The following is a 26292-nucleotide window of genomic DNA, read 5'->3' on the forward strand; positions in this document are numbered from 1 at the left end:
CATAGCTTTCTTTAAACATATTATAAATAAAAAATTCATTCTACATTAAATCAAGTATAGATTTTGCAATATTCGTATATGCTGCATCTTCCATAGGAGGATTATGTAGGCCAGCACGCATATTACGATAATAGCGTTGTAATGGCCGATCCATTTCTAAACTTTTTGCCCCTACGATTCGCATAGCAAGATCCACTACTTCTAATCCTTGATTCATGACTAAAATTTTACTTGCAGATGTTTCATTCCAAATATTAAGTGTTTCATTATATTGATTGTAACCTTTAGCTGTACTCCATAAAAAATGACGAGCAGATAATAAGAGTGATTCCATTTTACCAACATTTTGTTGTACAGTAGGTAGTGTAGCAATTGTTCCCTCAATGCTATTAGGGGAATGCGTTTTGGCAAACTCAATAGCATAGTCTCTCGCTGCTTGGGCAATACCTAAATATACACTTGGTATATGTAAAATCCATCCATTGGGCTGAGGTTTATGTTTCGTTTCTACAAAGTTTTCAAACGGAACTATAACATCATTTAATACTAAATCATGACTTTCCGTTGCACGCATTCCTAACATATTCCAATTATCTGCAATTTCTAAACCTTTAGTCTCTCTAGGAATTAAAAAGAAGCCTACTTCTTGAATATCTTCTACAAATGCTGCAACAATATAATGTGTCAATGCTTTACTCATAGAAGTAAACGTTTTCACACCATTTAATTTATAACCGTCTTTAGTTTTTATTGCATGCGTAGCAGGTCTCCCACCACGAGTAGGACTGCCAGTATCCGCTTCACTTACTGCTCTATTTACAAGCGCGCCATTTTTTACTTCTATTGCAAATTGATCAAGCATAGTTTGACTCCACATATGCTGTTGATATAATTGTCCTACAACGCTTAGATGCCAGCCTATAGACAGTGCTGTAGCGCCATCTATAGCTCCAAGATATGATTGTAAAACGACCATATCTTCTATTGTTGCACCTTCTCCACCATATGATTTAGGTAAAGTTAACACACTATAACCTTCCTCTACAAGCCATTTTATATTGTCAAATGGGAATTTAGAGTCAATATCTTCTTCTGCTGCTCTTTGTTTAAATGTATCTTCAATTGTTTTAAATTTTTTAATCCATTTTCTTTGAATATCACTACTTATTAAAAATGAATCTAACATGACTATCACCTATTCGATATTTGATATATTTAATCATAGTTTAACACTCGGTTTTAATAATATAAAGTATCTCATTAACATAGTATATTAGAATTAAAAAAGAGTGGACAGAAATTCTGTCTCACTCATTTACCCCATCATCATTCTATTGTATATATTTCTCTAATTCAGCAATTAAAGCATTAATTCTCTCGCGTTGCTCTTTTGTTACATAAACAATAACTGTTCTTTCATCTTGTATACTACGTTTTTTTGATAATAATTGTAAATCTTTTAATTTTTGTAATGCTTTAGTTAAGTAATAAGGTTTGAATTCTGAATACGTTGCAATTTCTTTTGAAGTAATTTCATCTTTTTTACTTTTAACAATATAATTTAAAATATAAATTTCTTCATAATTCAGATTATATTTTTTCTTAGTGTCTTTAAAAAACTTTTTCACTTGAAATGTTGCGTTAACTAAATCATTGATGTCTTTAATTTGTCCCATATTCTAAACCACTCCTCTGATGTACATCTAGTTGCTACAAGGTTCATGTATACTAACTACTACAACACTAAACATTTCTTATGCTATAAAAATTATTTTATAACATTTAAGTATAATATTTCAATATTTTTATGAAATTAAAATGATATTATATATTAAAATCTCATTTGCCAAATTAAATTATACATAATTATTTCATGTGTTATACACCTAAAATAACTAGTAATGTAAGAGACAAGACTTTCTTACATCACTAGTTATTTTTAGAACAAATTATAATATTAATTCCTTTTTTATCATTTTACTACAATGTCTCAAGATATAATGAATCTCTTCCTTTTTTGACATATTTAACTTTATACACACTCTACGTTCATCTATAACATCTCTTTCTTTCAAAATATAACCACTTTGTTGTAATCGTTTAATTACTAAATTTATATTTATAGACTGACAACGCGAAAAATAGTTTATCGATTTTAACGAGATGTCATTTTGATTCGACCAAATAATGCCTAAAACAAGCAAATCATTTAAACTTAACTGATAGCGCTTAATACTTTTTTCAATCTTATTTAAAACTTTATAAATAGTAATTAGATATGTTAACTTACAATAATTCATATTCTTGATTGATGTTTTAAAATAGTTATTTTCAAGTAATTCTCCAATTTCTAATAATAAATGATTCATTTTTCTTTCATACACTTCTACAGGTAAGATTCTTAATCTTCGTTGATCATTTGCATCATAAGATTTAAAAATCCAATTTTCGTGGTATAAATGACTAACAAGATGGAATAAAGTTCGTTTAGATAAATACGTTTTTTTCATTAATGTTTCAATATCCATACCTTGATGGTTCGTTTTATGATAATCAATAATAGCATATAGTACATTTAGGTGTTCAATATTTAGGTTTTTAGAATATTTTAAAAGCTCATCGACTGCTTTATAAAATAAAAGATAAAATAATAGTACATCCATATCATTTTTCGTCATGATAGTTGCCACCTCGCAATTTATACAACAATTCTAGAAGACAGACTTTAGTATTGCGATACAATTTTAAAGTGTTACCAGTTTATCTTTATATCATACATTTACTTACTTCATATTAAGTATGAGTAAAGGTCTAAATACTTTATCTTTTTACTTATTAATGGACTTAATCCTATTTTAGGTATGATAGTTACTTTTGGCCTCAGCTATAAGTAACTGTGCTTCATAATCTAAAGATATTTCAACCGTTTCGGTAGCCTTATATATTGGAGCAAATTGTTTTTTTCGTGCTTGACCTGGAGTCATCCCATATTTCTTACTAAATAATGCAATAAATCTCGGAAAATGATTAAATCCATGTTTATAAGCAATATCTTGAATAAATTCACTACTATCTAAAATATCAAGTAAACATAATTTCAAACGAATATCATTAATATATTGAGCAATATTATGATAAGGTGTATGAAATTTAATCACTTGACTTAACTCTTTGTTAGACATATCAAGTGAATTCGCTAATGCTTGTTTATTAATCTTTTCATGATGATGTTCGATAATATATTCATGAACTTCATCTACAAGTGGATTGTTTAGTTTATAGTTTTGACGATGTTTTCTTTGAATATAACCTAATTCTACACATAAATGTTTAACTAATTTATCCCTTATGTGTGGAAGTCGAGGTTTTCGACTTTCAAATTCAAGAAGATTAATAATAAATGATTCTAATTGTTTTCGTTCAATAGAAGAAAATTTATATCCTTTTTGTCTGATATAATCGTCTGCAAATCTTAAATAATCTGTGAATGAAATTTCAATTATTGCAATAACAGAGTTCGTTTCGCCTTCTATCGAATATAAATCATTTAACATAATAAATACGAGATCTCTTTTTTTCATATTATATGTATCTAAGTCTAAATTTATTTTTCCAGAACCCTTTAACCAATATATAAGTTTGATATTGGATTCTTTTTGTTTTAATATTCTCGTATTTTTTAAAAGCTTTACCGAAAAATTATCTATCATACGTCTTTCCTCTCGTTTGTAATATAAAGACTAGATATAAGCGATGACATTTCTCCCCTTTATTCACCACTTAATTCTATTGAATTATCGCCTCGATACTTATGTATGCGTATCGGAGATCTATCTTCATATACAATTTTATGTTTTATTTCGGTATTAGCAGTAGCAATATTTTGACTTATTTTATCACTTTATTATCTTATAGTATGATTTTATTGTTTTTCAATATAAACTTACTTTATTTATATATAAGGATGACATATAAAATAATTTTTTAGTATTTATTTAATCAAGTAATAATTCAATAGGCTAAATTATTTTGTTATAAATTATTTTTCTATTATTTTACAAAAAGATTACAAGAAAATGAATGTCTTTTTCATATTCTTCTATAAACACTGTCATAATAGCGTTTTTTATATTAAAAAATATTACTAAGAATTAAATTTACAAGCTTTTATATTATCGAAAAATTACAAATCGTTAACATTCCCCACAAATTGTAATTTTTTTGATAAAGTATTTCTTGTCGTTAAGTAAAATGATTTAAAGACTAAGTTAACAAATGACTATTAAATATAAAATAATATTAATTTAATTCTCAGGAGGAAATTTATAATGAAAAAAATCGCTACAGCTACAATCGCTACTGCAGGAGTTGCCGCAATTGCTATCGCCGGACAAGGACATGAAGCTCATGCAGCTGAACAAGGATATAATCCAAATGATCCTACTTCATATAGCTACTCTTACACTATCGATCAACAAGGTAACTACCATTACACTTGGAAAGGTAACTGGAGCCCAGATCGTTTAAATCATTCTAACTATAATTACAATTATAACTACAATACATATAATAATTATTCTAATACAAATTCAACTTATAGTTATAACAACTATAATACTAATAACTCAAATCAAGTTGCTAGTAATCCAACACAATCTTACACAACAAGTAATCAACAAACTGGTGGTTTAGGTGCTGCTTCTACTTCTAATAATAATGTAAAAGTAACTACTGTAACTGCACCTTCATCAACAGGTGTTTCAATTTCTAACTCTGTTAGCTCAGGTAGAAACTACTACACTTCTGGCCAATGTACATATTATGTATATGACCGTGTAGGTGGTAAAATCGGTTCGACTTGGGGTAACGCAAATAACTGGGCAAATGCTGCAGCATCTGCTGGTTACACAGTAAATAACCGTCCATCTGCAGGCGCAATTATGCAATCTACTGCTGGTGCTTACGGTCACGTAGCATATGTTGAAAATGTAAATAGTAATGGTTCAATCACAGTGTCTGAAATGAATTATGGTCATGGTGTAGGTGTAGTAACATCTCGTACACTTTCTTCAAGTGAAGCTGCTTCATATAATTTCATTCATTAATTAAATTGATAAAGAAAAAAGATTTAGAATTCAATATGAATTCTAAATCTTTTTTTTATGCATAATACAAAAAGCGTTCGAAACTTTACTTTAATTTAGTGTTTCGAACGCTTTAAGTTATCATATTAATCAAATTCATTATTATGGATTGAATTCTCGCCACAAAAATTAAATCCTCTTTTAATTCATTTTTTAGGATATCTAAAATTAATGTATTTTTTAAATAACATCGCTACTATGTTTCTCATCAATACTTTAATCCTAATTTGTTATTTCCATATTATAGGGGAATTAAACATCAAATTAATCATTTAATTTATTTTTTTACGTATTCCAATGCCAGTAAATCCATAAATAATTGCTAATATAGCACATAAATAACATGGTACTGCCCAAATAAAGAATTGATCAACTGAAACTCCTAATTGTTGCGCATAGTAAATACCTGATGTTCCCCAAGGAATTAATGGTAGGACCATAGTACTGGAATCTTCTAATGTACGAGATAAATTACTTCTATCTAAATTCATATCTTCAAACATGTCTTTCATAAGTACCCCAACCATAATAATAACAATTGACGCCACACCAGCAGCAAATACCAACATTAGAGACGATAGAACAGTAATAAGGACGAGGGTACCAACAGATTTAACACCTTTTGCAACAGTTTGTAACATTACATCTAAACAACCAGATTTCTCTACAATACCTGCAAATGCATAACCACAAAAAATGGTCACAATGATTTGTGTCATACTCATCATTCCACCTTGTTCAATCAATGTTTTTGCATTTTCGGTGACATGAGAATGACCAGTCATAGATGATGTAAAGCCATCAAACGTTGCTTTAAAACCATCTACAAATTTAAATCCATTATTAAACTTACCTATCAAAATAGCACTCAACGCTGAAACAAGCATAGATGGAACAGTTGAAATTTTTAGTATTAAACAAATGATAATCACAATTAAGGGAATCCATACGAAAAAATTAATATTATAAATACTAGCTAGTTCATTTAAAAGTTCTTTTATTTGCTTTGTATTTACATTACCTTGGGAGTTTAATCCAGCAAAAAACCATACGATAAGTCCAATGATTGATGCTGGAATGGTTGTCCACATCATTGCTCTAATATGAGAAAAAATGTTTACTTTTGTTACGAGTGCAGCAAGATTGGTTGTATCTGATAAAGGTGACATTTTATCTCCAAATACTGCACCTGCAATAATTGCACCTGCTGCCATTCCTTGATTTATACCAAGTTGACTTCCAATAGATATTAAGGCAATCCCAGCTGTAGATGCAGATCCCCAAGCTGTCCCGGTTGCTAAACTACATATAGCCGAAATGATAAATGCCGAAATTAGAAAATAACTAGGATTCAAAAACTTAAGTCCATAGTAGATTAATGCAGGTACAGTGCCTGCGTACATCCAGCTACCTACAATGATACCTACAGCCAAAATAATGAAAATAGCAGGCATAGCTGTTGTCAATCGATGTGTAATTCCTTCTTCCAAGTCTTTCCATTTTAAACCGACACGCATAGCAATAAAAGCAGCGTAGGTTGAAGCGATAAGTAACAATACTTGAATAGGGATATTGAATTTAACAAATCCAATTGTAACAACTATTACCATGACAATAATTGTAGATATTGCTTCTAGAAATGTGGGTTTTCTTTTCATATATCTGCTCCTTTTTCTTTTTTCTTAAGACCTCTTTTCTATACCAAACATTATACTTATTTTAATCCTAATTTATCTAAACCAAGTTCTTCTACTGTTAGTCCTTCATTAAAGAAATCACGTTCGAGAATAGTAGAGGCAATGGTAATTATCGCATCAATATTCGGTGTATCTACACCAATTTCACGTCCTAAACTTGACCATAATACAAGTCCATATGCGATATCTTCAGTAAGATAACGATTTTCTACAGAGTTCGGTCCTGGAATTTGTGAAAATACAGGACTTGTATTAAATAAACGATTTAGCGGTTCATCCTCGTCTTTACGTTCTAAATAACCTCGTTGAATACGCGCTTCTTTAGCAGTTAATAATTCAAATCCTAATTTACGCCCTAAAGTTAGACGTTCTAATTCTACAGCATGTAAAAGTCGCACTGTATGTTTTGTGATACCTTCTTTATATAATGCAAATGTATCTGCATAATCTATACGACCTACATTTAATAGTGTAGGAGCTGGATGAACTTCAGGATTTCCATTTTCTAGATTCGTTTTCCACAAACTTTCTTCTTTTACTAATTGTGGATACAATTGGTTCACTTTATCAAAACATTCATTTAACTCTCTCTTATTGTATGTTGAGAAAAAGACTTTTCTTACATTAAGAGATAAATCCACTCGAGCCTCTTCAAAATCTACACGTGTCCCGTAAGTAAGGGTATTAGCTTCTGCATATTTAGGTTGAATATTAATATGACGTTCTTCTAATACATTCATAAATCGAATTGATCCCATAGCTGCTGCGATATTAAAGAAAATAATTTGTTCCGCCGTTATATAATGGGACATCACTTTCGCATAATATTCAATGTAAGATGAAGGAATCACTACTTGTATCACTTCTGCATCTTTTAATACATATTCAATATCATCACTAATATTTGTAAAAGGTACAAACGTTTCATGACCTTCATTATTAAAATCAAATCCACCTTTTTCTAACGCTCTATCAAATTTGTGAATTGATGAATTTCGACAATATAATTTGACTTCATGTCCTTGATTGACCATATCTACTGCAGCTGTAACCGCACCATTTCCTGATCCTACTATTGCAATTTTCATAGTTATCATTCCTCATTTCTCTATTTAGAATTTTTAATAGTCATCTAAAAAATTATTATCAATAAATAAAGATGCAGATATAAATACTGCATCTTCAAAATAGTATTATTTTATTCTATAGCCTAATTTAAATTTTTACAAACACTATTAGTAGTATGATATCAAATAAATCTCCATAAATGTAACCGCTTATCCTTTATGTATATATCTTTATATAAAATAAGTTTATTACAAGGTGCTGTAATATAAATTCTATTAATATTTTCAAAAAATTAGAAAATGTATAGCAAACATGCAGTTTGCAAGAAATATTTCATTAAGAAATATTAAACAGATTTTTATTACATCGTTGTACAAGAATTTTGAATTTCATTTACGGTAAAGTAACAATGCCCTACTACATGTTTTTATCTGATAAAGTATGACTTATCGTTAACAGCGACAAGTTAATGTTAAAACATATTCAACATATCGCTAAAATTATCCTATTGTTGAATAGTATTTGGGAGGACTTTATTTATGAAAAAATTAATTACATTATCAACACTGACAGCAGGAATTGGAGTCTCTGCTTTTGGATTAAATATACATCATGCAGATGCAGCAGAATTAACTCAAAATCAAGCTACTCAACAAGTGAATCAACAAAAACAACATAATAATAGTGAACAACAACAAAATTTAAATCACCAACAAAATCAGAATCAACTTCAAAAGCAAGGCTATAATCATCAACAGACAAGTCAATCTAATATAGCACATCAAGCACGTCAAATTAATCATTCAAATCTAAATAATCAAAGATATCATTTTGGTCAATCAAACTACAACGCACAAAATCAACCTACTCAACATTTGAATCAACAAAAGCAAAATCAAAATGTAATTCACTATAATGAAGCAAAATCTAAAAAAATCGTCACTAACAAGCAAGCACCTTCTCATTTCACTAATACTATTTACTCAAACAATCATACAAATCCTAATCTACATTTAGCCAGTCATACTACAGAAGATGTAGCTAGCGCCACATCTCCAATGAATAAATTAAATAGTGTATCTCATACTACGTCATCTAGTAGTTCATCTACTTCAAATTCCTCAAGTGTAACGAGTACATCAACTAAGACAACATCTTCAACTAAGAACAACTTGTACACCGCTGGTCAATGTACATGGTATGTATATGACAAAGTGAATGGTGCTATTGGTTCAACATGGGGTAATGCAAATAACTGGGCAAATGCTGCAAAAGCAGCTGGATACACAGTTAATCATCATGCCAAAGCTGGTTCAATTTTACAAACCACAGCAGGAAGTTTAGGACATGTGGCTTATGTAGAAAGTGTAAATAGTGATGGATCAATTACAATTTCAGAAATGAATTATACAGGTGGCGCCTACGTGACGGATACACGTACAATTTCAGCAAGCGAAGTAAGTTCTTATAATTATATTCATTTATCATAAATATCTAAGATTGATATAACTTGAATATAAATATATTACCGTTTAATATCACCTTTAAGATTATATTTTCATTAATTTAAAAGTGAGAAAATGAATTCACAATGAATTCTTTCTCACTTTTCTATTTTCTAAAATTGCATAACTCATAATTGTCTGAGAAAATGTTTTTACTTATCAAAAATACTATAAGGAGTAATGGATGTAATGCAATGGTTAAAGGTCATTTTATCTGGATTGATAGAAGTTGTTTGGGTTACGTGTTTAAATTACGCTCATAATACGTTTACTTGGCTTATCACTTTATTATTTATTGCTTTAAGTTTTTATTTAATGCTTTCTGCTACAAAACAACTTCCAGTAGGTACTGTTTATGCTGTTTTTGTTGGTATAGGCGCTGCAGGAACAGTCATTGTTGATATGTTATTTATTAATCACGTTATTTCACCTATGAAATTATTATTTATTATTTTATTAATTATAGGTATTATCGGATTAAAGATTTCTACTGATGACCAATCTGAAGGAGGTCTATAAAATGGCGTGGTTATACCTTTTAGTTGCAGGATGCTTTGAGATTTTAGGTGTTGTTTTCTTAAATGAACTGAATCGTACACATAAAAAAATATATATTCTACTAGGTGCGCTTACATTTATATTTAGCTTTAGTACTTTAAAACTATCTATGCAGACGATTTCGATGGGAACTGCCTATGCAATATGGACAGGGATTGGGACTGCTGGAGGTACCATTGTAGGTATGATTTTCTATAATGAATCAAAAAAATTTATTCGTATATTTTGTATTGCTTTAATCTTAATATCCGTAATTGCTTTAAAAATAATACAATAACTTTATTCATATAAATTCTTTGTGTCCCTATCTTTCTTCCATTATACTTAATTTGAAAGATTACAAAGGAGTGAGATGGATGGAAAAAGTATATATAGCTGGTAAAATTCCAGAAGCTGGTTTAAATCTACTTAAAGAACATTTTGAAGTAGACATGTATGAAGGTGAAGATATCATCGATAAAGAAACATTAAAAAAAGGTGTCAAAGATGCTTCTGCTTTGATTAGTATTTTATCTACTAATGTAGATAAAGAAGTGATTGACAGCGGTGAAAATCTTAAAATTATTGCCAATTATGGCGCTGGGTTTAATAATGTAGATGTAGATTATGCACGTGAAAAAAATATTGATGTTACAAATACACCAAAAGCATCTACAGCTGCAACTGCTGAATTAACATTCGGTTTAGTATTAGCAATTGCTCGTCGTATCGTTGAAGGTGACAAACTTTCTCGTACAAAAGGATTTGATGGTTGGGCGCCATTATTCTTTAGAGGCCGTGAAGTCTCAGGCAAAACACTTGGTATTATCGGATTTGGAGAAATTGGTAGTGCAGTAGCTAAACGTGCAAAAGGATTTGATATGGATATCCTTTATACAGGTCCTCACCAAAAAAAGGAAAAAGAACGTGAAATTGGTGCTAAATACGTTGATTTAGATACATTATTAGAACACTCTGATTTTATTACAATCAACGCTGCTTACAATCCAGATATACACCATATGATTGATTCAGAACAATTTAAAAAAATGAAATCGACTGCTTATTTAGTCAATGCAGGACGTGGACCAATCGTTAATGAACAGGCACTTGTTGATGCATTGAAACATAAAGATATTGAAGGTGCAGCTCTCGATGTGTATGAATTCGAGCCAGATATTACTGAAGGCTTGAAATCTTTAGATAACGTAGTCATTACGCCACACATCGGTAATGCTACGTTTGAAGCTCGTGAAATGATGTCTAAAATTGTAGCTAATGATACAATTAAAAAATTGAATGGTGAAGAACCGCAATTTGTTGTTAATAAAAAATAATATTAAATAAAATAATAAGGAGTGATCATAGAATCCATAGTGAATTCTATGATCACTCCTTATTTATCTTTTGTTTTATATAAAAATTTAGTTTGACCACTAAAAAATCGTTTTGGCATATGTTTCATGATAGAATTGCGCAATGCAACAACTAGTTTATTATCTTTTTGAGCGATATGTCCGATTTTTCGAGAGCGTTTTATTACTTTTTTAGTATGTTTTACACGTAATTTATTATATCGCTGTAATGCTTTTTTTAAGTCATAAGAAGCAATACAATTAGCTAAAACGATAGCATCTTCCATTGCTTGTCCTGCGCCCTGACCCATGTTTGGCGTCATTGCATGGGCAGCATCTCCTAGTAAGACTGTACGATGATGTACAAATGAAGTTAAAGGTTTTAAATCATATAAATCGTTTTTAATAATACCTGTTTCACTTTGTTTATCTAACAATGCTCTCACTTGATTAGGATAATGGTTAAAATAAGCCTGCAAATGTGGTTTTTCAAATGATACATATTTAGGATCTTTTTCATTTGCATTAATTGTAATAAACCAATAGGCTTGATTATTGATTAGAGGCACAATACCCACGCGTCCACGTCTTCCCCAATATTCATCTGCTGTATATTGATTCATTATGTCCACTTCATCTATCATTCCTCTAAAGCACGTATAACCTTGATAAATCACTTTAGAGTCTGGGAATAATGCTTTTCTAACAGCTGAATGAATACCATCCGCGCCAATACATAAATCAAACGTCTGACTTGCATGTTTTGAGAAATGAAGCATTGGCAGTTCAGATTGAACATCCACTTTAGTCACTTCATAATCTGTAAATACAGTATTAGGTTTTACATATGAATATATTAACTCTATTAATGACTGACGAGATAACGTCACATTTAATGTTCCCTCTTTCAATTTAGCTGATGTAAGCAAGTCGCCTTTATCGCTATAGATATTTAATGATTTTAAATTTTGTCCGGCATTTTTGATACCTTTAGCTAAATCATGATTACCGAGTTTTTTTAAAACGTTATCACCGATGCCAATACCAGCACCTACTTCTTTAATATCAGTCTTTCTCTCAAAGACTTTGACATCATGCCCTTGTTCTTGTAAAAGGGCTGCAACCGTTAAACCTCCGATACCAGCACCTATCACTGCAACTTTCATTCTATTACACCTCAATATCTCTATTTATTAGATATATAGTAATTCCTACGTATCTTATCTTTTTTTATACCCAAACGTTCATAATCTTTTTTCATATTATCTGCAATTTTATCTGCCCACTCAATATCGCTCGCATATTGATGAGACCCTGGATTTTTAGGATTCCATCTCATTTGATAAAGCGTAATTTGTTCGTTTTCAAAATATTGATGACGAATAAAAGCTGCACCGCCCATAATTGCTTTACTTGGTGTTGTCCAATCATGCTCTTTAGCATAACTATGACCAGTAGCAATGGCATCTTGATCAAATGCACCAATTCCAAAAAAATTATAGTATTTATGATTATTCTCTTTAATACCATTAGCCAGTTCGGATTGACCATTTGCTGTTTCTATTATTGCATGATTCATTAAATATATAATATTAACTTGGTACTTATCTTGGGCCTTTAAAAATGTTTGGGCCTGATCTGTTAAAATACCTTTATTTTTAAGTATATGTTTTACCTCATCTTCATTCATTGGAACCGTTTTAGATAAATCCATATATTTTAAATCATTATCTTTTTTAGAAATACTCATTGCTCTTTTCACTTCATTATTATTCGCTAGAACAAACTGATTATTTTTATCAATGGTATTTAATTGGTTTGATTGGGTTTGCTTTTGAAAGGCCTCTTGAAAACTGTATCTTCGATCATTACGTAGTATATCCTTATGATTGATACAAAGTAATACAATCAATATGATGAGAACAAACATAAAAAGTATAATAGATAAACGTAAATGATTACTATTTCTATATTTCATAAATTGAAATTCCTCTAATTGTCTTATTTAGATAACATACTGTATGCAACTATAATAGCAATAACGACGATGGCAAACGAAATATTAATAATAATTTTCATGCCCGTACGATCTCGAAATAATACATTAAAAATAACAAGACTAATTGCCAATGAAACGGCAAACATTGCTATCGCTAACATTAATTTCATCATAATTAAAAATATAATTCCTAATATAACAAAAATATTAGAAATAATAGTCATTATTTTAATAATATTTGGATGAATAAGTCCTCTCTCCTTACACTTTAATTTATACACTCTACTTTATCATAATAGATGTATACTATATTTTACAAATTCATTTCTAAAAAAACTCCTTAACATAAGTCATCTCATTCTTATATTAAGGAGTCGTATCTATTCAATTTATTTTCTAGACATGCCTTTAAGTAAATTTAGCATGTACGTTAAGCTACGATTCATATCATCATCTTTTAATACACTCATTAAGCTTCGTATCGTCATTTTGGCATTTGGACTTGCTTGATTAGCTACGTGTAAGCCACTATTAAGTTTATTTAAAAATTGACTTAGTTCTTTAACTTCTAGATTTCCAAGCATAAATACCATTGGAGCTAAATTTGTAATCAGTCCAGTATACATATCTTTATTTAATTCCGTAGCGAATTTATTTATAATAACTTGACGACCTTTAATACCACCGTTAATAGCATCTAAGAGTTTTGCATCATCTAAATTTTTAATAATACGAATAGCTTTTAAAATACTATCCTTATTTTCAACAATTGCATCTGTAACTTCATTCAAACTTTCCAATTTAAGTTGTTCCTTTGATTTTTCAAGACGATTAATTTTAGTTATTCTTTCAGCCATATTAATCCACCACATTTCCCGGGAAAATATAATCCTTACGCTTCCATTTTTTCTGAACTTGGACACTATATTGTGGATGACGATGTTTATCTACACGGAAATTCGTTGGATTTAAAGGAGATTTACCTTTTCTAGTTATAACCTCTAAACGACAATGTGTACGTTTATAAGATGGTGTGTGTGTAGCATAATCCGCGTCACTATTAGTTAATTTATTTATAGCACCTATATCACCATTACTCATAGCATCATTATTTAAAGGAATATATATCTCTTTTCCTTTAACTCTATCAGTAATTGTAGCAACTAAAGTAGCTTCTCCTGTATCAGAAATAAGTTTTACTTCTGCACCCTCATGGATATCGCGATCTTTTGCTAATTCAGGTGAAATTTCTACAAATGCATGAGGCATTTTATATTTAATCATTTCTGTTTGATATGTCATATTTCCTTCATGGAAATGTTCTAGTACGCGACCATTATTCACATGTAAATCATATACTTCATCTTCTTTAAAGAAATTATCAAATGTTAATTTAAATAATTTTGCACGTTTATTATCGAAATTAAAGCCATCAAGATATAATGTAGGTTGATCTATACCATCTGGTGCTACAGGCCATTGTAAACTGTTAAAACCTTCTAATCTTTCATAGCTGACACCTGAATAAGAAGGTGTTAAGCGTGCAATTTCGTCCATAATTTCTGAAGGATGACTATAATTCCAATCAAAGCCCATTCTTTTAGCAATCAATTGGAAAATTACCCAGTCAGGTTTTGAGTCACCTAAAGGTGATAATGCTTGATTAATACGTTGAATTCTACGCTCTGTATTTGTATATGTGCCATCTTTTTCTAACGAAGGACTAGCTGGTAACACAACATCCGCATACGTTGCTGTAAATGTTAAAAATTCATCTTGAACTACCAAAAATTCAACTTTTTCTAATGCAGATTGTACATAGTTAATATTTGAATCTACAATTCCTGTATCTTCACCATACAAATATAGTGAATGAATTTGTCCTTCATGAATACCATCCATCATTTGATGATTATCACGACCAGGCGTTGGATTCAATGTGACACCATACTCTTTCTCAAATTTCGCTCTAATTTCATCATTGTGTATCATTTGATAACCTGGAAATTGATCTGGCATACTTCCCATATCACTTGCACCTTGAACATTATTGTGGCCGCGTAATGGATAAGCCCCTGTGCCAGGTCTTCTATAGTTACCTGTTACAAGAAGAAGATTTGAAATTGCTGTACTTGTATCACTACCAATATCTTGTTGTGTGACACCCATTGCCCAACAAATAGCTACAGATTCTGCTTTTGCGCATTCTTCCGCGAAACTAATTAACCGCGCTTTTGAAATTCCTGTAACCTCTTCAGTAAATTCTAATGAAAATGGAGTTAACGACTCATAGTATTCATCAAAATTGTCAACCCACTTTTTAATAAATTCGATATCATGTAAATGATGATCGATAATATATTTTGTCACAGCACTCAACCATACTAAGTCTGTACCAGGTTTAGGTTGATAAAATTCATCTGCACGTTCAGCCATTTCATGTTTACGAATATCAAAGACATGCATTCTTTGTCCAAACAATTTCTGTGCACGTTTAATTCTTGAAGCAATAACTGGATGTGCTTCTGCTGTATTTGTACCAATAAGTACCGTCATAGCTGCTTTTTCCAAGTCATCAATAGAACCTGAGTCCCCGCCATGTCCTACCGTTCTAAATAATCCTTTTGTAGCAGGTGCTTGACAATACCTCGAACAATTATCAATATTATTTGAACCAAATACTTGGCGAGAAAGTTTCTGCATTAAATATGACTCTTCGTTTGTACCTTTTGAAGAGGCGATAAATGCTAGATGATCGCCACCATATTTATTTTTAATGCGCTTAAAGTTCTCTTCTATAACATCAAGGGCTTCTTCCCATTCAACCTCATGAAATTCACCATTTTTACGTACTAAAGGTTTAGTTAAACGTTGATCCGAATTAATGTGTCCCCATGAGAATTTACCTTTTACACAAGTAGAGATTTTATTTGCTGGAGAGTCGTGTGATGGTTGAACTTTTAAGATTTCTCTATCTTTTGTCCATACATCAAATGAACATCCTACACCACAATATGTACATACTGTTTTAGTTTTTTTAATTCTTTCTTTGCGCATCTCTGCTTCAGAATCCGACACAGCAAATAACAATCCATCTCCTGGTTCAGCTTTTTTAGTTAAATCAATCATAGCTGCTAATGAACCCGGTTCTGTATCAGTTAAATATCCTGCATTACCCTCCATATTGACTTCCATCATTGCATTACATGGACATACTGTCGCACATTGACCACATGATACACAAGACGATTCATTTATTGGAACATCATTATCCCAAATCACACGTGGGTGCTCACGATCCCAGTCTATAGAAAGTGTTTCGTTAACTTCCACATCTTGACATGCTTCTACACATCTGCCACATAGGATACATTGGTCTGGGTCATAACGATAGAAAGGACCATAATCTTTTTCATAAGGTTTTGTTTTATATTCATATGATTGTTCTTGTAATCCCCATGCATCCATGGCATTGTGAATCTCACAATCACCGTTATTATAATCACATACCGTACAATACAGCATATGCTTTTCTAAAATTCTATCTAATGCTTCTTTTTGGCTAGCTTTCACTCGTTTATTTTGAGTATTGACTGACATCGGACGGTCAACTACTGTACTACACGCTCGTTCAACTTTACCGTCAATTTCAACCATGCAAGTATCACAGGTTTGAATTGGACCCATGGATTCGTTATAGCAAATTGAAGGCACGAAAGTATCACGAGATTTAATAAATTCGAGTAAATTTGTTCCAGGTTCTACAAGATAATCCACATCATCTAGGGTTAAAACTAAATGTTCTTGCATTGCTTTCCCCACCTTATAATTATATTCCGTAAACAACCAATTTCATTAAGATTCTGTATTGTTTCCCCATATTCAATACAGAATTAATATTATTGTATAACTAAAATCATATAATGTTAAGGCTTTCAATACTATCTATTGACCTTTCTTTATTCTTTTAAATAAAGCATATACTCTTAAATTTTTATATCTTTAAATAAAAAATCCGAGACATATAAATGAGTCTCAGATTTTTTAAATTCTATATCAATCTTTTATTTTTTCAAATTATTATTTAATACCTCTGTCATTTGCCCTTTTGAACTTTCATTAGGAATAAAATACCATAATCCGTCATTTTGAATACTACCTGTACCTTCTAGCTGATGACGATTCACTGTATCATTAGCCTCTTTATAATGACTTCTAATTTCATTTAAGTCTCCTAATGTTAAATCGGTTGTGACGTTCTTTTGAATTTGAGTAATTAATGATGGCAAATGTGTAATCGCTGAAGAACTCACCATTTTATTTGCCATAGCTTGTAAAACTAGTTGTTGACGTTCTTGACGTCCAAAATCGCCACCTGCACCTGTTTCTTTACGACTTCTAATAAATGCCATAGCTGTATCTCCATCAACATGAGTGGATTGCCCTTTAGTAAATGTTGTACCTTGAACTGTAAATGTATCATTACTCGTTATGTTAACACCGCCGACCGAATCAATCATGTCGTGTAATCCATCCATATCAATAGTAGCATAGTGATCTATTGGCACATTCATTAGTTTTTCTAATGATTTAACAGCCATGGTAGGGCCCCCATAAGCATAAGCATGATTAATTTTTTCAGTTGTACCTCTTCCTACGATTTCTGCTTGAGTATCACGTGGAATACTTACAAGCTCAGTCGTTTTTTTCTTTGGATTCACTGATAAAATCATTATTGTATCACTACGTTCACCATCATTTGTACTTTTACGTTGTGCATTAGAGTCAACACCAAATAAGGCAATTGTAAATGGATCTCCATTTCTTAAATTAACATTATGAGAACGCAATTCAGATTGTTGACGATGAAGCGGATTATGAATTTTATTACCTGTGATCAATATCGTTGCTGCGATAACGGCTACAGCAACGATAGCTAACACAACAAGTATACTAATAACCCATTTCATTATTTTACTAGAGGAATGTTTTTTCTTATCAGGACGTTGCATCTTCCTCCTCCTATTCTATTTATATTAAAATATATCTCCATTATTATATATTAAATGATTTAATTTACTATACAACTTTAGTAGGAAATATATCAAATAACTAAGAATAGAAGTATTAGTGTTCATCATTAATAATAGCTAATATCTCCTCGTAGCACCCTTTATTACTAATAATAAAGGGACCACCTTTAGCGAAATCAAGATGTTGCCCATCCATTTGCGTCATCACTAATCCTAATTCTTTAGCGAATAAAAACTGTGCTGCGATATCCCAAGGTTTAGGATTGGTATTAAAATGTGCTCCAAATTGTCCTTTAATTACTCGCACTGAATCTAATCCGCAAGCTCCTATATATCTCACACTAAAAGACGATTGATACAAAGCTTTACTTAAATTTTCACTCACGTATTCTGAACCAAATGAAACAATAGTATCTTTAAGCGATAATACTTCTGGAGACTCAAGTTTGACATTATTCATGAAAGCTCCCTTACCTTCAATTGCTTTATATATTATTTTATGAGCGTAGTCATAAATATAAGATAATTTAGGTTGTCCATTTTCAAAGTAAGCTAAAATAATACAATAATCTTCTTGTTGTTTCACTAAATTGGCTGTTCCATCAATAGGGTCCATAATCCAAAGGTGTCCCTGATAGGGTTCAATACCATCATTATTTTTTTCTTCAGCTAATAACTGATGTGTAGGAAAATACTTTTCAAGATAGGCTTCGAAATCATTTTGGATTTGTTTATCTACATTTGTAACTAAATCGAATCGATTTTCTTTTGTTTCTGTAACCATATTTTTAATTAAATTAGGAATAATATCATCTAAATGTTGGAACCAATTCGTAATATGCTTATCTATAAATTGAAGTTGTTGATTTTGCATGATGTCACCTCAACGTTTTTATTCATCTTATCATATAACATATTATTTTTATAAAATAAAAAATCGGCTAGTCATTTGCTAGCCGACAAAATAGAAAGGAAAGTAAGTAATAAATATTGAAGATGTTTCGATGTAACCCGAACGACTCACCTTGAGCTATCTGTTATATAGCCCCTACCCCTTTGTTTGAAATCGTTCTACCCTGTTACAAATATTATATTAGCATAATCACCTAATAATTGTAAGCGTTTTCTAAATAAAAATAGTTTATTTTTACACTTATAATCAACTTATTACTATAAATGTCTTGAATCCCAGTCTTATGTTATAATTAATGTAATATGTAATGTTCATAGGTGGTGAGTATATTGAATAAAATGGAAAGACAAAATCAAATGATGTCATTAATTCAACAAGGACATAAAATCAATGCTTCTGATTTAGCAAAACAATTTAATGTTTCTACCCGTACAATTACTAGAGATATTAATGACTTAGAATCTAAAGGCGTTCATATATACGCTCATAAAGGAAGACATGGTGGATATGAAATTCAAAATACTGATCATTATTTTCAACTTAAATTAAATGAATCTGAACTTATTGCACTATTTTTAACTTTGCAAGAAAGTCAATCTCACTCTACATTACCTTACACTCAAGACATTCGTTCAATTATGAATCAATGTTTAAAAACACCTAATACACAAATGCTAAAAATACTGAAACATATCTCCAATAATATTAAATTAGAAGATACACGTTCTCTAACATTACCACATCTATTTTCAGAAATTTTAATTTATAGTAACGAAAGACATGTTATGCTTGTTGACTTTTCAGAAAATAATGAAATTACTGCAGAAAATGTGATATTCATCGGTTTACTATGCCGTAACGGTCAATGGTTTGCTATTGTTTATGAAATTGGATTCGGTAGAACTCGTGAATTATCAATATTAAATATTGTTGATATTTCTTATTCATTTGAAAAAAAGATTCAAACATACGATATTACTATTCATAACTATAAGGAATTTCTACAGACTAAAAACAATGAATAATGAATATAGTGAGTATTGAAGAAATTTCGATGTATTCTCACTTTCATTCTTAAATACTAAATGCTTACACACCATATATCCTTAACATTCTCTTTTAAAGGATGAGTGTACCATGCATTATAAAACCTTAATATACGATCAACACATTTTAATTCAATTATTAATTTTACTAGAAAAAGCTAAATATTATTATTTTATGGACATAGCACATTTATCTTTGGGAATTAAAGATTACAATAATTTTATTACTCATTGCCGTGCTCATTTTAAACATAATCAAATAAATAGTATTTCATCTCATTGTTCTGATTCACAAATGTATTGTTTCGAGCAATACAATAAATTGGTGACTCACTTAAAACAGATCCCTCTTCAAAATTTTAAAAATGGAAATTTAATCGTTGATTTGCAAGAACGTCAAAATCATATTTATAAAGTTTATAATCAGATTAATAATTATCAATAACCTTATTTTTTTGATAAGTTTAGTAGGTGAATTGTCATTGTAATTTATAGTATGTATAATAATGCTTGATTAATATTAAGTAAAAACTGCATACTATTTTTTTAATCTTCGAAATAATGTCATATTGATGGGAGAATATCACATTATTTCGGTAATCCTATTACGTAAACCTTTACTTAACTTAATCACTTTACAGTTATTTATCGATATTTGTGGGAATTTAGATGTAATATATGATGTATTCACATGCCTAGATAGAGATGTTTTCATTTTCATCTATCTATTTATGATGAAAGAAAAACTTTTAATAAATTAGGTGATTGGATGACAAATATTTTAAGTAGGATAGATGAAGTCTACGCTTCGTCTTCTAAAAGTGAACAGAAACTTTCACGTTTCATATTAAATTCTCCACATAAATTAGTTTCAATGTCTAATGAAGCGATTGCAGATGAGCTTAATATTAGTGTATCTACTATGAATCGTTATAGTCAAAAATTAATTAATCAAAATTTTAAAGCTATACGCGATGAAATTAAGCAATGGTTTCCTAAACAAGTCACACCATATAATATCAAGTTAGTAGAAAATGAATCAGTAGAAAGTTTAAAACAAAAATTATATTTTCAAACTAAAGCGTCGTTAAAACAAAGTAATCATTTTATAGATCACCAAACTATTGACGCTATTTGTGAAACATTTAAACAGGCACATACCATTTTTCTATATGGTTATGGGAGTTCATATGTGTGTGCCCTTGAATTTTATCAGAAATTATCCCGTATTGGTCTCAATATTCAATTAGTTCAAGATACACATTTACTTACTACAATGTTGTCTACACATAATAAAAATGACTGTGTCGTTTTTATTACAAATAGTGGTGAACAGAGCGAACTACAAGCAATGGTAAAAGTCGTTAAAGATTTTAATCTTTCAATGATTACTATTACAAGTTCTAACAATAATTTAATTGCAAAAGATTCTGATTTAGTTTTAACGTATAATGAAGATTATAAAAACGAACTGTGTATGAGTGCGACGACTGCATTATTTGCACAATTATATACGATTGATATTATCTTTTACCGCTTTATAGCACGTAATTATCACGATTCTTTAGACTATATAACACAGTCAAAGATTTCATTAGATAATTATCACAAATATTTATCAAAAATTGAATTTAAACATTAGTAAAAAAGGAGTGGGATAGAACTCATTGTTCCACTTCATTCCTAACTTACGTTGGTCGTCGACTTTCTTTTTGAATGGCTTTATGTTAGGGTCTCGGTCTACAATTGAAAAACTTGATATTAGTCTATGTTTAACTTAGGGATTTACTATCCAAACGTTAAAAAATCTGAGACGTTTATGCACGTCTCAGATTTTTTAATATATATATTTATCGTTATTTTACTCTTTTTATAGCATCATTTTTGTGGTGACCGCGAATAAAGTAATAAACTGTAACCCCTGCTAAAACAATAATACCTATAACTACTGAAATAACTGTGTCTTTATTAAATAACATACCAATTAAAACAATGAGTAAAAAGACAATTGTCATAATACTAGAAATTGAGCCTCCTGGCATCTTAAATGGATGATTTTCAACCTGTTCTGGATGTAATTTTCTAAAACGAATATGACTGATTAAGATCATAAACCATGGAATCATACCTGGTAAAATAGATGCACTATAAACATACACGAAAATACTATCAGCGCCTTTTATAAACAAAGGTAAAATAACATTTAATAATGCTCCGATTAAAATACCAATTGCAATAGTTAATACAGGATAAAATGGCACACCATTTTTCATTACATGTGTAAAGATTTTAGGCATTTGCCCTTTTTGAGCAAGTGTATATATCATACGACTTGCACTAAAAATACCAGAGTTACATCCTGATAATGCAGCAGTTAATACAACAAAATTGATTAAACCTGCAGCAAATGTAATACCAATTTTAGAGAATGTAGCTACAAAAGGACTACCAATACTTTCTAATTGATTCCAAGGGTATATTGAAACGATAACAAAAATAGCACCTATGTAAAAAATTAATATACGCCATATAACACCATTTACAGCACTTTTAATATTCTCTTGAGGATTCTTTGTTTCACCTGCAGTAATACCAATTAGCTCAACCCCTTGATAAGAACCAATAACGATTGAAAGTGCAAAGAAGAAACCAACTAATCCATTTGGCATAAATCCACCATGTCTCCATAAGTTAGAAATACCGAGAGGGTGTCCTCCATTACCAATTCCAAAAAAAACCAATCCTAATCCAGCAATAATCATTAATATGATTGTTACCACTTTTATCATTGCAAACCAAAACTCAAATTCTCCAAACGCCTTAACTGAAGCTAAGTTTGCTATTAATAATAATACTACTGCAATCACGCCTGGTATCCATTGTGGTAAATGAGGGAACCAATAATTCATATATTCACCTACGGCAATGACTTCACTCATCCCAACGACAATCCATTGGAATATATTACTCCACGCTGTCATATAGCCAGCAGCTGGATGTATGTATTCACTAGCAAATGTTGCAAATGAACCTGTTGTTGGATTTAAATAAATCATTTCCCCCATTGCTCTCATTATTAAAAATAAGAATATTCCTGCGATTAAATACGCAAAAATAACTGACGGTCCAGTCCATTTAATTGTACTTGTTGCCCCCATAAATAAACCTACACCGATTGTCCCACCAAGCGCAATCATTCTAATTTGACGTGCACTCAGTCCCCTATGTAATTCATTATTATCCATAAAAATACCCCATCTCTATTTGGACTAAGGTGCGATACTTTTAAACTTTAGAAAATATTTATTACGTTTTCTTAGTCGACATATCCTTTACCTTATTGAAGTTATTATACTATAATTTTCAGAAAATAAAATATATTTTTTAAATTACATTGAAAGCGTTCCCATTTATTTAATTAAAATATTTTTACTTTTTTACAAAAATGAATAATTTAATATTTGTATTATTGAGTTATTTTTAGTTGAGAATCATATTACTAAATTAATATATTTAATTGATACTTTAGCAGTATGCTATACTGCTTATATAGACTTAAAGGAGTTTAACCTTATGCAGCATTTATTAAAAAAGGATATAAAAATATCTATTATTTTTGCTATTGTGTTCTTTTTACTGAACTTTTTTAGTGAACAACAGCACATGGTAAGTTCGCTTATACTACGAACGTTTTTAGCAACTTTAGCATTTTTCTTACTATACTTAATTGTATTTTCAATCTTTAATTCTGATCAACGTAAAATAAAATTTAGTATTACTTTATCTATCGCTGTTATAATCTTTTTAATTATAGGAATAGTATTATCTTCTCCAAAGTTCGGTGTTTTAATAGGAATCTGTGTAGGTATTATTGCAGGATTTATATGGGAATGGATTGAAAAAAGAAAAGGAGACTAAATATATATGTCAGTCACTATCGGTATAATATTAATTATTGTTTTATTATTTTTAAGTCTCATACCAAATTATAATGCAATGAAACAAGCTAAATCTCAAGGATCTAAAAGCACTAGATTTACCGTAATGGTAGGTATTGATGCGATTTTAATTGTTTTATTAGTCTTTACAATTATTCTAAAAATAATTATTTAATAAAAAAGGAACCTTAGAAAAAGGTTCCTTTTTACTGTTATATTGGTCGATCACTTTATAATTTGCCTTGTAACAAAAAGAAATACGCTATAAAAGCAAGTATAAGATATATCATTGATCCTAACATGAATGAACGTATACGAACTCTAAAAGGAATACGTTTATTAAATATTGGACCTAAAATAAGATTTCCTATTCCAATAATAATGGGTCCAGCTAAAAAGAAGATAATTAATTGCCACGACATTTCATTCACACATGACCCTTTTCAAAAAAACGATTTATAATTTCTTCGTTATTTAAATCTTTACCAATATATGGAATAGTTGAGAAATCTTGTGTTTGAGTCATATAATTTGTATTTACTATAACATCTAATCCAGCGCGAAAAGCAGCTGTAGCACCATTTACAGAGTCTTCAATAGCTAAACAATGCGTTGGAGAATAATTAAGCTGCTGAACCGCAGTCAAATAAAGTTCTGGCTCTGGTTTTACATATTCTACACTTTCTCTCCCAACAATAATATTTATATATTCATCTAAACCTAAACTCTTAAATACTGGAAAAATATCCTTTTTATAACTACTTGTCGCAATTGCCATAGGAATATGACGTTGCTTTAAGTATTTCATCAATTGTTTAATCGTAGGATTAATTTCTAATTGATTGCTTGTTTGATGATGTTCTTTATAAATAGTTTCTTTATTATCATTTCCAATCGTCTGTTCCAAATATTCGTGTAAATCCTTTGCTTCTCCACCAATATTTTCACGGTAAAAATCGAGTGTAATTGGTGTTGCATTATGACTAATTAGATGCTTATTAATAATATTAAATAAGTGTTGTTCAGTATCGACAATTGTACCATCAAAATCGAATACTATTGCTTTATACATGATATTTCTCCTTTAAACTTAATATTATAGGTAAGTTTAACATATTACATTAACGTTTAGACCAATATTTGGCAAGAATAGGTCCAGAAATATTATGAACAAAACTGAATACGGCTCCTGGCACTGCTGCTAGTGGATTAAAATGTACAGTTGCCAAAGACACAGCTAAACCTGAATTTTGCATTCCAACTTCAATAGAAACCGCCTTTTTGTCTCTTCTATCAAGTTTGAATACATGTGCTAAAACATAACCTAATAAATAGCCCACTGCATTATGTAAAATGACTACAATAAAAATAAGTAATCCAGTTTTAAGAATTTGTGATTTACTCCCTCCAACAACAGCCGCTAAAATCAATGAAATCGCTACTACAGAAATAATTGGTAAAATTTTAGTAGCTTCTCGAGTTACTTTTTTGGAAGCAAGTTGTAGAATGAATCCTATGATTATTGGTAATAAAACAACTTGAATGACCGACCATAGCATACTTAAAAATGATACATGTAACCACTCATGAGCAAATAAATAAATTAAAGCAGGTGTTACAAATGGTGCTAATAAAGTAGATACACTTGTAATCGCTACAGATAACGCAACATTAGCATTAGCTAGATAACTCATGACATTACTTGATGTTCCGCCAGGACAACATCCAACTAAAATCACTCCAATTGCTAACTCAGCTGGTAAATGAAATATTTTTGCAATAGTATAGGCCAAGATAGGCATAATAGTGAATTGTAAGATCACTCCGATAATAACAGACCTCGGCTCTTTAAAAACCAATTTAAAATCACTAGGTTTAATTGTCATTCCCATGCCTAACATCACAATTCCTAATAGCCATGGGACGAATTGACCAATCGTCGCTAGTTGAGTTGGAAATATAAAACCTATAATAGCAGCAATAAACATCCACAATAAAAATGTCTTAGTTGCAAATTCACTTACTTTACTTAACATGACGTCACCCTCTTATTTTAA

Annotated in this window: 27 protein-coding genes; 10 read left to right on the forward strand and 17 right to left on the reverse strand. The window is 30.4% G+C overall.

Translation table 11 applies throughout. The annotated features are described in order from the left end of the window. Window positions 1-40 precede the first annotated feature (40 nt). The 4 genes from BDW25_RS07475 to BDW25_RS07490 form a co-directional block, all read right to left on the reverse strand. Window positions 41-1186, reverse strand: coding sequence for an acyl-CoA dehydrogenase family protein (locus BDW25_RS07475; protein WP_049438247.1), 1146 nt, complete (start codon window positions 1184-1186; stop codon window positions 41-43). Window positions 1187-1331: 145 nt separating this feature from the next. Next, window positions 1332-1676: a transcriptional regulator, SarA/Rot family gene (locus BDW25_RS07480; RefSeq protein WP_002448494.1), complete on the reverse strand. Its 345-nt coding sequence runs from the start codon at window positions 1674-1676 to the stop codon at window positions 1332-1334. Window positions 1677-1949: 273 nt separating this feature from the next. Then, window positions 1950-2678 (reverse strand): transcriptional regulator, SarA/Rot family, encoded by a 729-nt coding sequence (locus tag BDW25_RS07485; RefSeq protein WP_133945292.1) that lies wholly within the window; start codon window positions 2676-2678, stop codon window positions 1950-1952. 177 nt (window positions 2679-2855) lie between these two features. Beyond that, the gene (locus BDW25_RS07490; protein WP_239665843.1) at window positions 2856-3581 is read right to left on the reverse strand and encodes a helix-turn-helix domain-containing protein; all 726 of its coding nucleotides are present in this window, start codon (window positions 3579-3581) and stop codon (window positions 2856-2858) included. 747 nt (window positions 3582-4328) lie between these two features. Between BDW25_RS07490 and BDW25_RS07495 the strand changes: the two genes are divergently transcribed. Next, window positions 4329-5105, forward strand: a complete 777-nt coding sequence (locus BDW25_RS07495; RefSeq protein WP_002448555.1) for a CHAP domain-containing protein — start codon at window positions 4329-4331, stop codon at window positions 5103-5105. Between the two features lie 311 nt (window positions 5106-5416). On the opposite strand, the gene nhaC is transcribed toward BDW25_RS07495, so the two are convergent. Further along, window positions 5417-6802 carry a Na+/H+ antiporter NhaC gene (gene nhaC, locus BDW25_RS07500; protein ID WP_002448535.1) on the reverse strand — a complete coding sequence of 462 codons (1386 nt, stop codon included), beginning with the start codon at window positions 6800-6802 and terminating at the stop codon, window positions 5417-5419. Between the two features lie 56 nt (window positions 6803-6858). Continuing rightward, window positions 6859-7929, reverse strand: a complete 1071-nt coding sequence (locus BDW25_RS07505) for an NAD/NADP-dependent octopine/nopaline dehydrogenase family protein (RefSeq protein ID WP_133945294.1) — start codon at window positions 7927-7929, stop codon at window positions 6859-6861. 519 nt (window positions 7930-8448) lie between these two features. Between BDW25_RS07505 and BDW25_RS07510 the strand changes: the two genes are divergently transcribed. From BDW25_RS07510 to BDW25_RS07525, 4 genes are all read left to right on the forward strand, one after another. Continuing rightward, window positions 8449-9399 carry a CHAP domain-containing protein gene (locus tag BDW25_RS07510; RefSeq protein ID WP_133945296.1) on the forward strand — a complete coding sequence of 317 codons (951 nt, stop codon included), beginning with the start codon at window positions 8449-8451 and terminating at the stop codon, window positions 9397-9399. 204 nt (window positions 9400-9603) lie between these two features. After that, a complete protein-coding gene (locus tag BDW25_RS07515) occupies window positions 9604-9933 on the forward strand; it encodes a DMT family transporter (RefSeq protein ID WP_002448391.1) in 330 nt (109 codons plus the stop codon). A 1-nt stretch (window position 9934) separates the two neighbouring features. Continuing rightward, window positions 9935-10249 (forward strand): DMT family transporter, encoded by a 315-nt coding sequence (locus BDW25_RS07520; RefSeq protein ID WP_002454990.1) that lies wholly within the window; start codon window positions 9935-9937, stop codon window positions 10247-10249. Window positions 10250-10328: 79 nt separating this feature from the next. Beyond that, a complete protein-coding gene (locus BDW25_RS07525; protein ID WP_002448389.1) occupies window positions 10329-11288 on the forward strand; it encodes a 2-hydroxyacid dehydrogenase family protein in 960 nt (319 codons plus the stop codon). A 59-nt stretch (window positions 11289-11347) separates the two neighbouring features. Here the strand turns inward: BDW25_RS07525 and BDW25_RS07530 are convergent, their stop codons facing one another. The 7 genes from BDW25_RS07530 to BDW25_RS07560 all read right to left on the reverse strand — a co-directional run bounded on the left by BDW25_RS07530 (window position 11348) and on the right by BDW25_RS07560 (window position 19212). Continuing rightward, the gene (locus BDW25_RS07530) at window positions 11348-12472 is read right to left on the reverse strand and encodes an FAD-dependent monooxygenase (RefSeq protein ID WP_002448454.1); all 1125 of its coding nucleotides are present in this window, start codon (window positions 12470-12472) and stop codon (window positions 11348-11350) included. A 20-nt stretch (window positions 12473-12492) separates the two neighbouring features. Beyond that, on the reverse strand, window positions 12493-13284 hold the full coding sequence (locus BDW25_RS07535) for an N-acetylglucosaminidase (protein WP_002454989.1): 792 nt from the start codon (window positions 13282-13284) through the stop codon (window positions 12493-12495). Window positions 13285-13307: 23 nt separating this feature from the next. Then, on the reverse strand, window positions 13308-13529 hold the full coding sequence (locus tag BDW25_RS07540) for a hypothetical protein (protein WP_002448552.1): 222 nt from the start codon (window positions 13527-13529) through the stop codon (window positions 13308-13310). 165 nt (window positions 13530-13694) lie between these two features. Beyond that, window positions 13695-14162, reverse strand: coding sequence for a helical membrane plugin domain-containing protein (locus tag BDW25_RS07545; RefSeq protein ID WP_002448524.1), 468 nt, complete (start codon window positions 14160-14162; stop codon window positions 13695-13697). A 1-nt stretch (window position 14163) separates the two neighbouring features. Next, on the reverse strand, window positions 14164-17115 hold the full coding sequence (fdhF, locus tag BDW25_RS07550; protein WP_002448551.1) for a formate dehydrogenase subunit alpha: 2952 nt from the start codon (window positions 17113-17115) through the stop codon (window positions 14164-14166). A gap of 254 nt (window positions 17116-17369) precedes the next feature. Next, window positions 17370-18317, reverse strand: a complete 948-nt coding sequence (locus BDW25_RS07555) for an LCP family protein (RefSeq protein ID WP_002448478.1) — start codon at window positions 18315-18317, stop codon at window positions 17370-17372. 115 nt (window positions 18318-18432) lie between these two features. Beyond that, window positions 18433-19212 (reverse strand): inositol monophosphatase family protein, encoded by a 780-nt coding sequence (locus BDW25_RS07560; protein WP_002448358.1) that lies wholly within the window; start codon window positions 19210-19212, stop codon window positions 18433-18435. 368 nt (window positions 19213-19580) lie between these two features. Here BDW25_RS07560 and BDW25_RS07565 point away from each other — a divergent pair, with 368 nt between their 5' ends. From BDW25_RS07565 to BDW25_RS07575, 3 genes are all read left to right on the forward strand, one after another. Beyond that, a complete protein-coding gene (locus tag BDW25_RS07565; RefSeq protein WP_002448627.1) occupies window positions 19581-20276 on the forward strand; it encodes a helix-turn-helix transcriptional regulator in 696 nt (231 codons plus the stop codon). A 112-nt stretch (window positions 20277-20388) separates the two neighbouring features. Continuing rightward, on the forward strand, window positions 20389-20742 hold the full coding sequence (locus BDW25_RS07570; protein WP_002448527.1) for a hypothetical protein: 354 nt from the start codon (window positions 20389-20391) through the stop codon (window positions 20740-20742). Window positions 20743-21066: 324 nt separating this feature from the next. Continuing rightward, window positions 21067-21939: a MurR/RpiR family transcriptional regulator gene (locus BDW25_RS07575; protein ID WP_133945298.1), complete on the forward strand. Its 873-nt coding sequence runs from the start codon at window positions 21067-21069 to the stop codon at window positions 21937-21939. 214 nt (window positions 21940-22153) lie between these two features. On the opposite strand, the gene BDW25_RS07580 is transcribed toward BDW25_RS07575, so the two are convergent. After that, window positions 22154-23542 (reverse strand): amino acid permease, encoded by a 1389-nt coding sequence (locus BDW25_RS07580; protein WP_133945300.1) that lies wholly within the window; start codon window positions 23540-23542, stop codon window positions 22154-22156. Between the two features lie 328 nt (window positions 23543-23870). Here BDW25_RS07580 and BDW25_RS07585 point away from each other — a divergent pair, with 328 nt between their 5' ends. After that, window positions 23871-24215 (forward strand): hypothetical protein, encoded by a 345-nt coding sequence (locus BDW25_RS07585; protein ID WP_133945302.1) that lies wholly within the window; start codon window positions 23871-23873, stop codon window positions 24213-24215. A gap of 6 nt (window positions 24216-24221) precedes the next feature. Beyond that, window positions 24222-24410 (forward strand): hypothetical protein, encoded by a 189-nt coding sequence (locus BDW25_RS07590; protein WP_002448560.1) that lies wholly within the window; start codon window positions 24222-24224, stop codon window positions 24408-24410. Window positions 24411-24465: 55 nt separating this feature from the next. Here BDW25_RS07590 and BDW25_RS07595 read toward each other — a convergent pair whose 3' ends face one another. Genes BDW25_RS07595 through BDW25_RS07605 form a run of 3 tightly spaced genes read right to left on the reverse strand, consistent with a single transcriptional unit; the run spans window position 24466 to window position 26271 of the window. Beyond that, window positions 24466-24657, reverse strand: a complete 192-nt coding sequence (locus tag BDW25_RS07595) for a hypothetical protein (protein WP_002448619.1) — start codon at window positions 24655-24657, stop codon at window positions 24466-24468. A 5-nt stretch (window positions 24658-24662) separates the two neighbouring features. Beyond that, window positions 24663-25307 (reverse strand): HAD-IA family hydrolase, encoded by a 645-nt coding sequence (locus BDW25_RS07600; protein ID WP_002448575.1) that lies wholly within the window; start codon window positions 25305-25307, stop codon window positions 24663-24665. 49 nt (window positions 25308-25356) lie between these two features. Continuing rightward, window positions 25357-26271: a bile acid:sodium symporter family protein gene (locus BDW25_RS07605; protein WP_002488728.1), complete on the reverse strand. Its 915-nt coding sequence runs from the start codon at window positions 26269-26271 to the stop codon at window positions 25357-25359. Between the last annotated feature and the right edge of the window lie 21 nt (window positions 26272-26292).

Origin of the sequence: Staphylococcus sp. AtDRG32, from assembly GCF_004365845.1 — a bacterium.
GTDB classification, from domain to species: Bacteria; Bacillota; Bacilli; order Staphylococcales; family Staphylococcaceae; genus Staphylococcus; species Staphylococcus hominis.

What these genes read in the sequence shown, in the direction of transcription:
- BDW25_RS07475 (WP_049438247.1), bottom strand. Translation starts at nt 1,186, where the DNA reads ATGTTAGATTCATTTTTAATAAGTAGTGATATTCAAAGAAAATGGATT.
- BDW25_RS07480 (WP_002448494.1), bottom strand. Translation starts at nt 1,676, where the DNA reads ATGGGACAAATTAAAGACATCAATGATTTAGTTAACGCAACATTTCAA.
- BDW25_RS07485 (WP_133945292.1), bottom strand. Translation starts at nt 2,678, where the DNA reads ATGACGAAAAATGATATGGATGTACTATTATTTTATCTTTTATTTTAT.
- BDW25_RS07490 (WP_239665843.1), bottom strand. Translation starts at nt 3,581, where the DNA reads ATGAAAAAAAGAGATCTCGTATTTATTATGTTAAATGATTTATATTCG.
- BDW25_RS07495 (WP_002448555.1), top strand. Translation starts at nt 4,329, where the DNA reads ATGAAAAAAATCGCTACAGCTACAATCGCTACTGCAGGAGTTGCCGCA.
- nhaC (WP_002448535.1), bottom strand. Translation starts at nt 6,802, where the DNA reads ATGAAAAGAAAACCCACATTTCTAGAAGCAATATCTACAATTATTGTC.
- BDW25_RS07505 (WP_133945294.1), bottom strand. Translation starts at nt 7,929, where the DNA reads ATGAAAATTGCAATAGTAGGATCAGGAAATGGTGCGGTTACAGCTGCA.
- BDW25_RS07510 (WP_133945296.1), top strand. Translation starts at nt 8,449, where the DNA reads ATGAAAAAATTAATTACATTATCAACACTGACAGCAGGAATTGGAGTC.
- BDW25_RS07515 (WP_002448391.1), top strand. Translation starts at nt 9,604, where the DNA reads ATGCAATGGTTAAAGGTCATTTTATCTGGATTGATAGAAGTTGTTTGG.
- BDW25_RS07520 (WP_002454990.1), top strand. Translation starts at nt 9,935, where the DNA reads ATGGCGTGGTTATACCTTTTAGTTGCAGGATGCTTTGAGATTTTAGGT.
- BDW25_RS07525 (WP_002448389.1), top strand. Translation starts at nt 10,329, where the DNA reads ATGGAAAAAGTATATATAGCTGGTAAAATTCCAGAAGCTGGTTTAAAT.
- BDW25_RS07530 (WP_002448454.1), bottom strand. Translation starts at nt 12,472, where the DNA reads ATGAAAGTTGCAGTGATAGGTGCTGGTATCGGAGGTTTAACGGTTGCA.
- BDW25_RS07535 (WP_002454989.1), bottom strand. Translation starts at nt 13,284, where the DNA reads ATGAAATATAGAAATAGTAATCATTTACGTTTATCTATTATACTTTTT.
- BDW25_RS07540 (WP_002448552.1), bottom strand. Translation starts at nt 13,529, where the DNA reads ATGACTATTATTTCTAATATTTTTGTTATATTAGGAATTATATTTTTA.
- BDW25_RS07545 (WP_002448524.1), bottom strand. Translation starts at nt 14,162, where the DNA reads ATGGCTGAAAGAATAACTAAAATTAATCGTCTTGAAAAATCAAAGGAA.
- fdhF (WP_002448551.1), bottom strand. Translation starts at nt 17,115, where the DNA reads ATGCAAGAACATTTAGTTTTAACCCTAGATGATGTGGATTATCTTGTA.
- BDW25_RS07555 (WP_002448478.1), bottom strand. Translation starts at nt 18,317, where the DNA reads ATGCAACGTCCTGATAAGAAAAAACATTCCTCTAGTAAAATAATGAAA.
- BDW25_RS07560 (WP_002448358.1), bottom strand. Translation starts at nt 19,212, where the DNA reads ATGCAAAATCAACAACTTCAATTTATAGATAAGCATATTACGAATTGG.
- BDW25_RS07570 (WP_002448527.1), top strand. Translation starts at nt 20,389, where the DNA reads ATGCATTATAAAACCTTAATATACGATCAACACATTTTAATTCAATTA.
- BDW25_RS07575 (WP_133945298.1), top strand. Translation starts at nt 21,067, where the DNA reads ATGACAAATATTTTAAGTAGGATAGATGAAGTCTACGCTTCGTCTTCT.
- BDW25_RS07580 (WP_133945300.1), bottom strand. Translation starts at nt 23,542, where the DNA reads ATGGATAATAATGAATTACATAGGGGACTGAGTGCACGTCAAATTAGA.
- BDW25_RS07585 (WP_133945302.1), top strand. Translation starts at nt 23,871, where the DNA reads ATGCAGCATTTATTAAAAAAGGATATAAAAATATCTATTATTTTTGCT.
- BDW25_RS07590 (WP_002448560.1), top strand. Translation starts at nt 24,222, where the DNA reads ATGTCAGTCACTATCGGTATAATATTAATTATTGTTTTATTATTTTTA.
- BDW25_RS07595 (WP_002448619.1), bottom strand. Translation starts at nt 24,657, where the DNA reads ATGTCGTGGCAATTAATTATCTTCTTTTTAGCTGGACCCATTATTATT.
- BDW25_RS07600 (WP_002448575.1), bottom strand. Translation starts at nt 25,307, where the DNA reads ATGTATAAAGCAATAGTATTCGATTTTGATGGTACAATTGTCGATACT.
- BDW25_RS07605 (WP_002488728.1), bottom strand. Translation starts at nt 26,271, where the DNA reads ATGTTAAGTAAAGTAAGTGAATTTGCAACTAAGACATTTTTATTGTGG.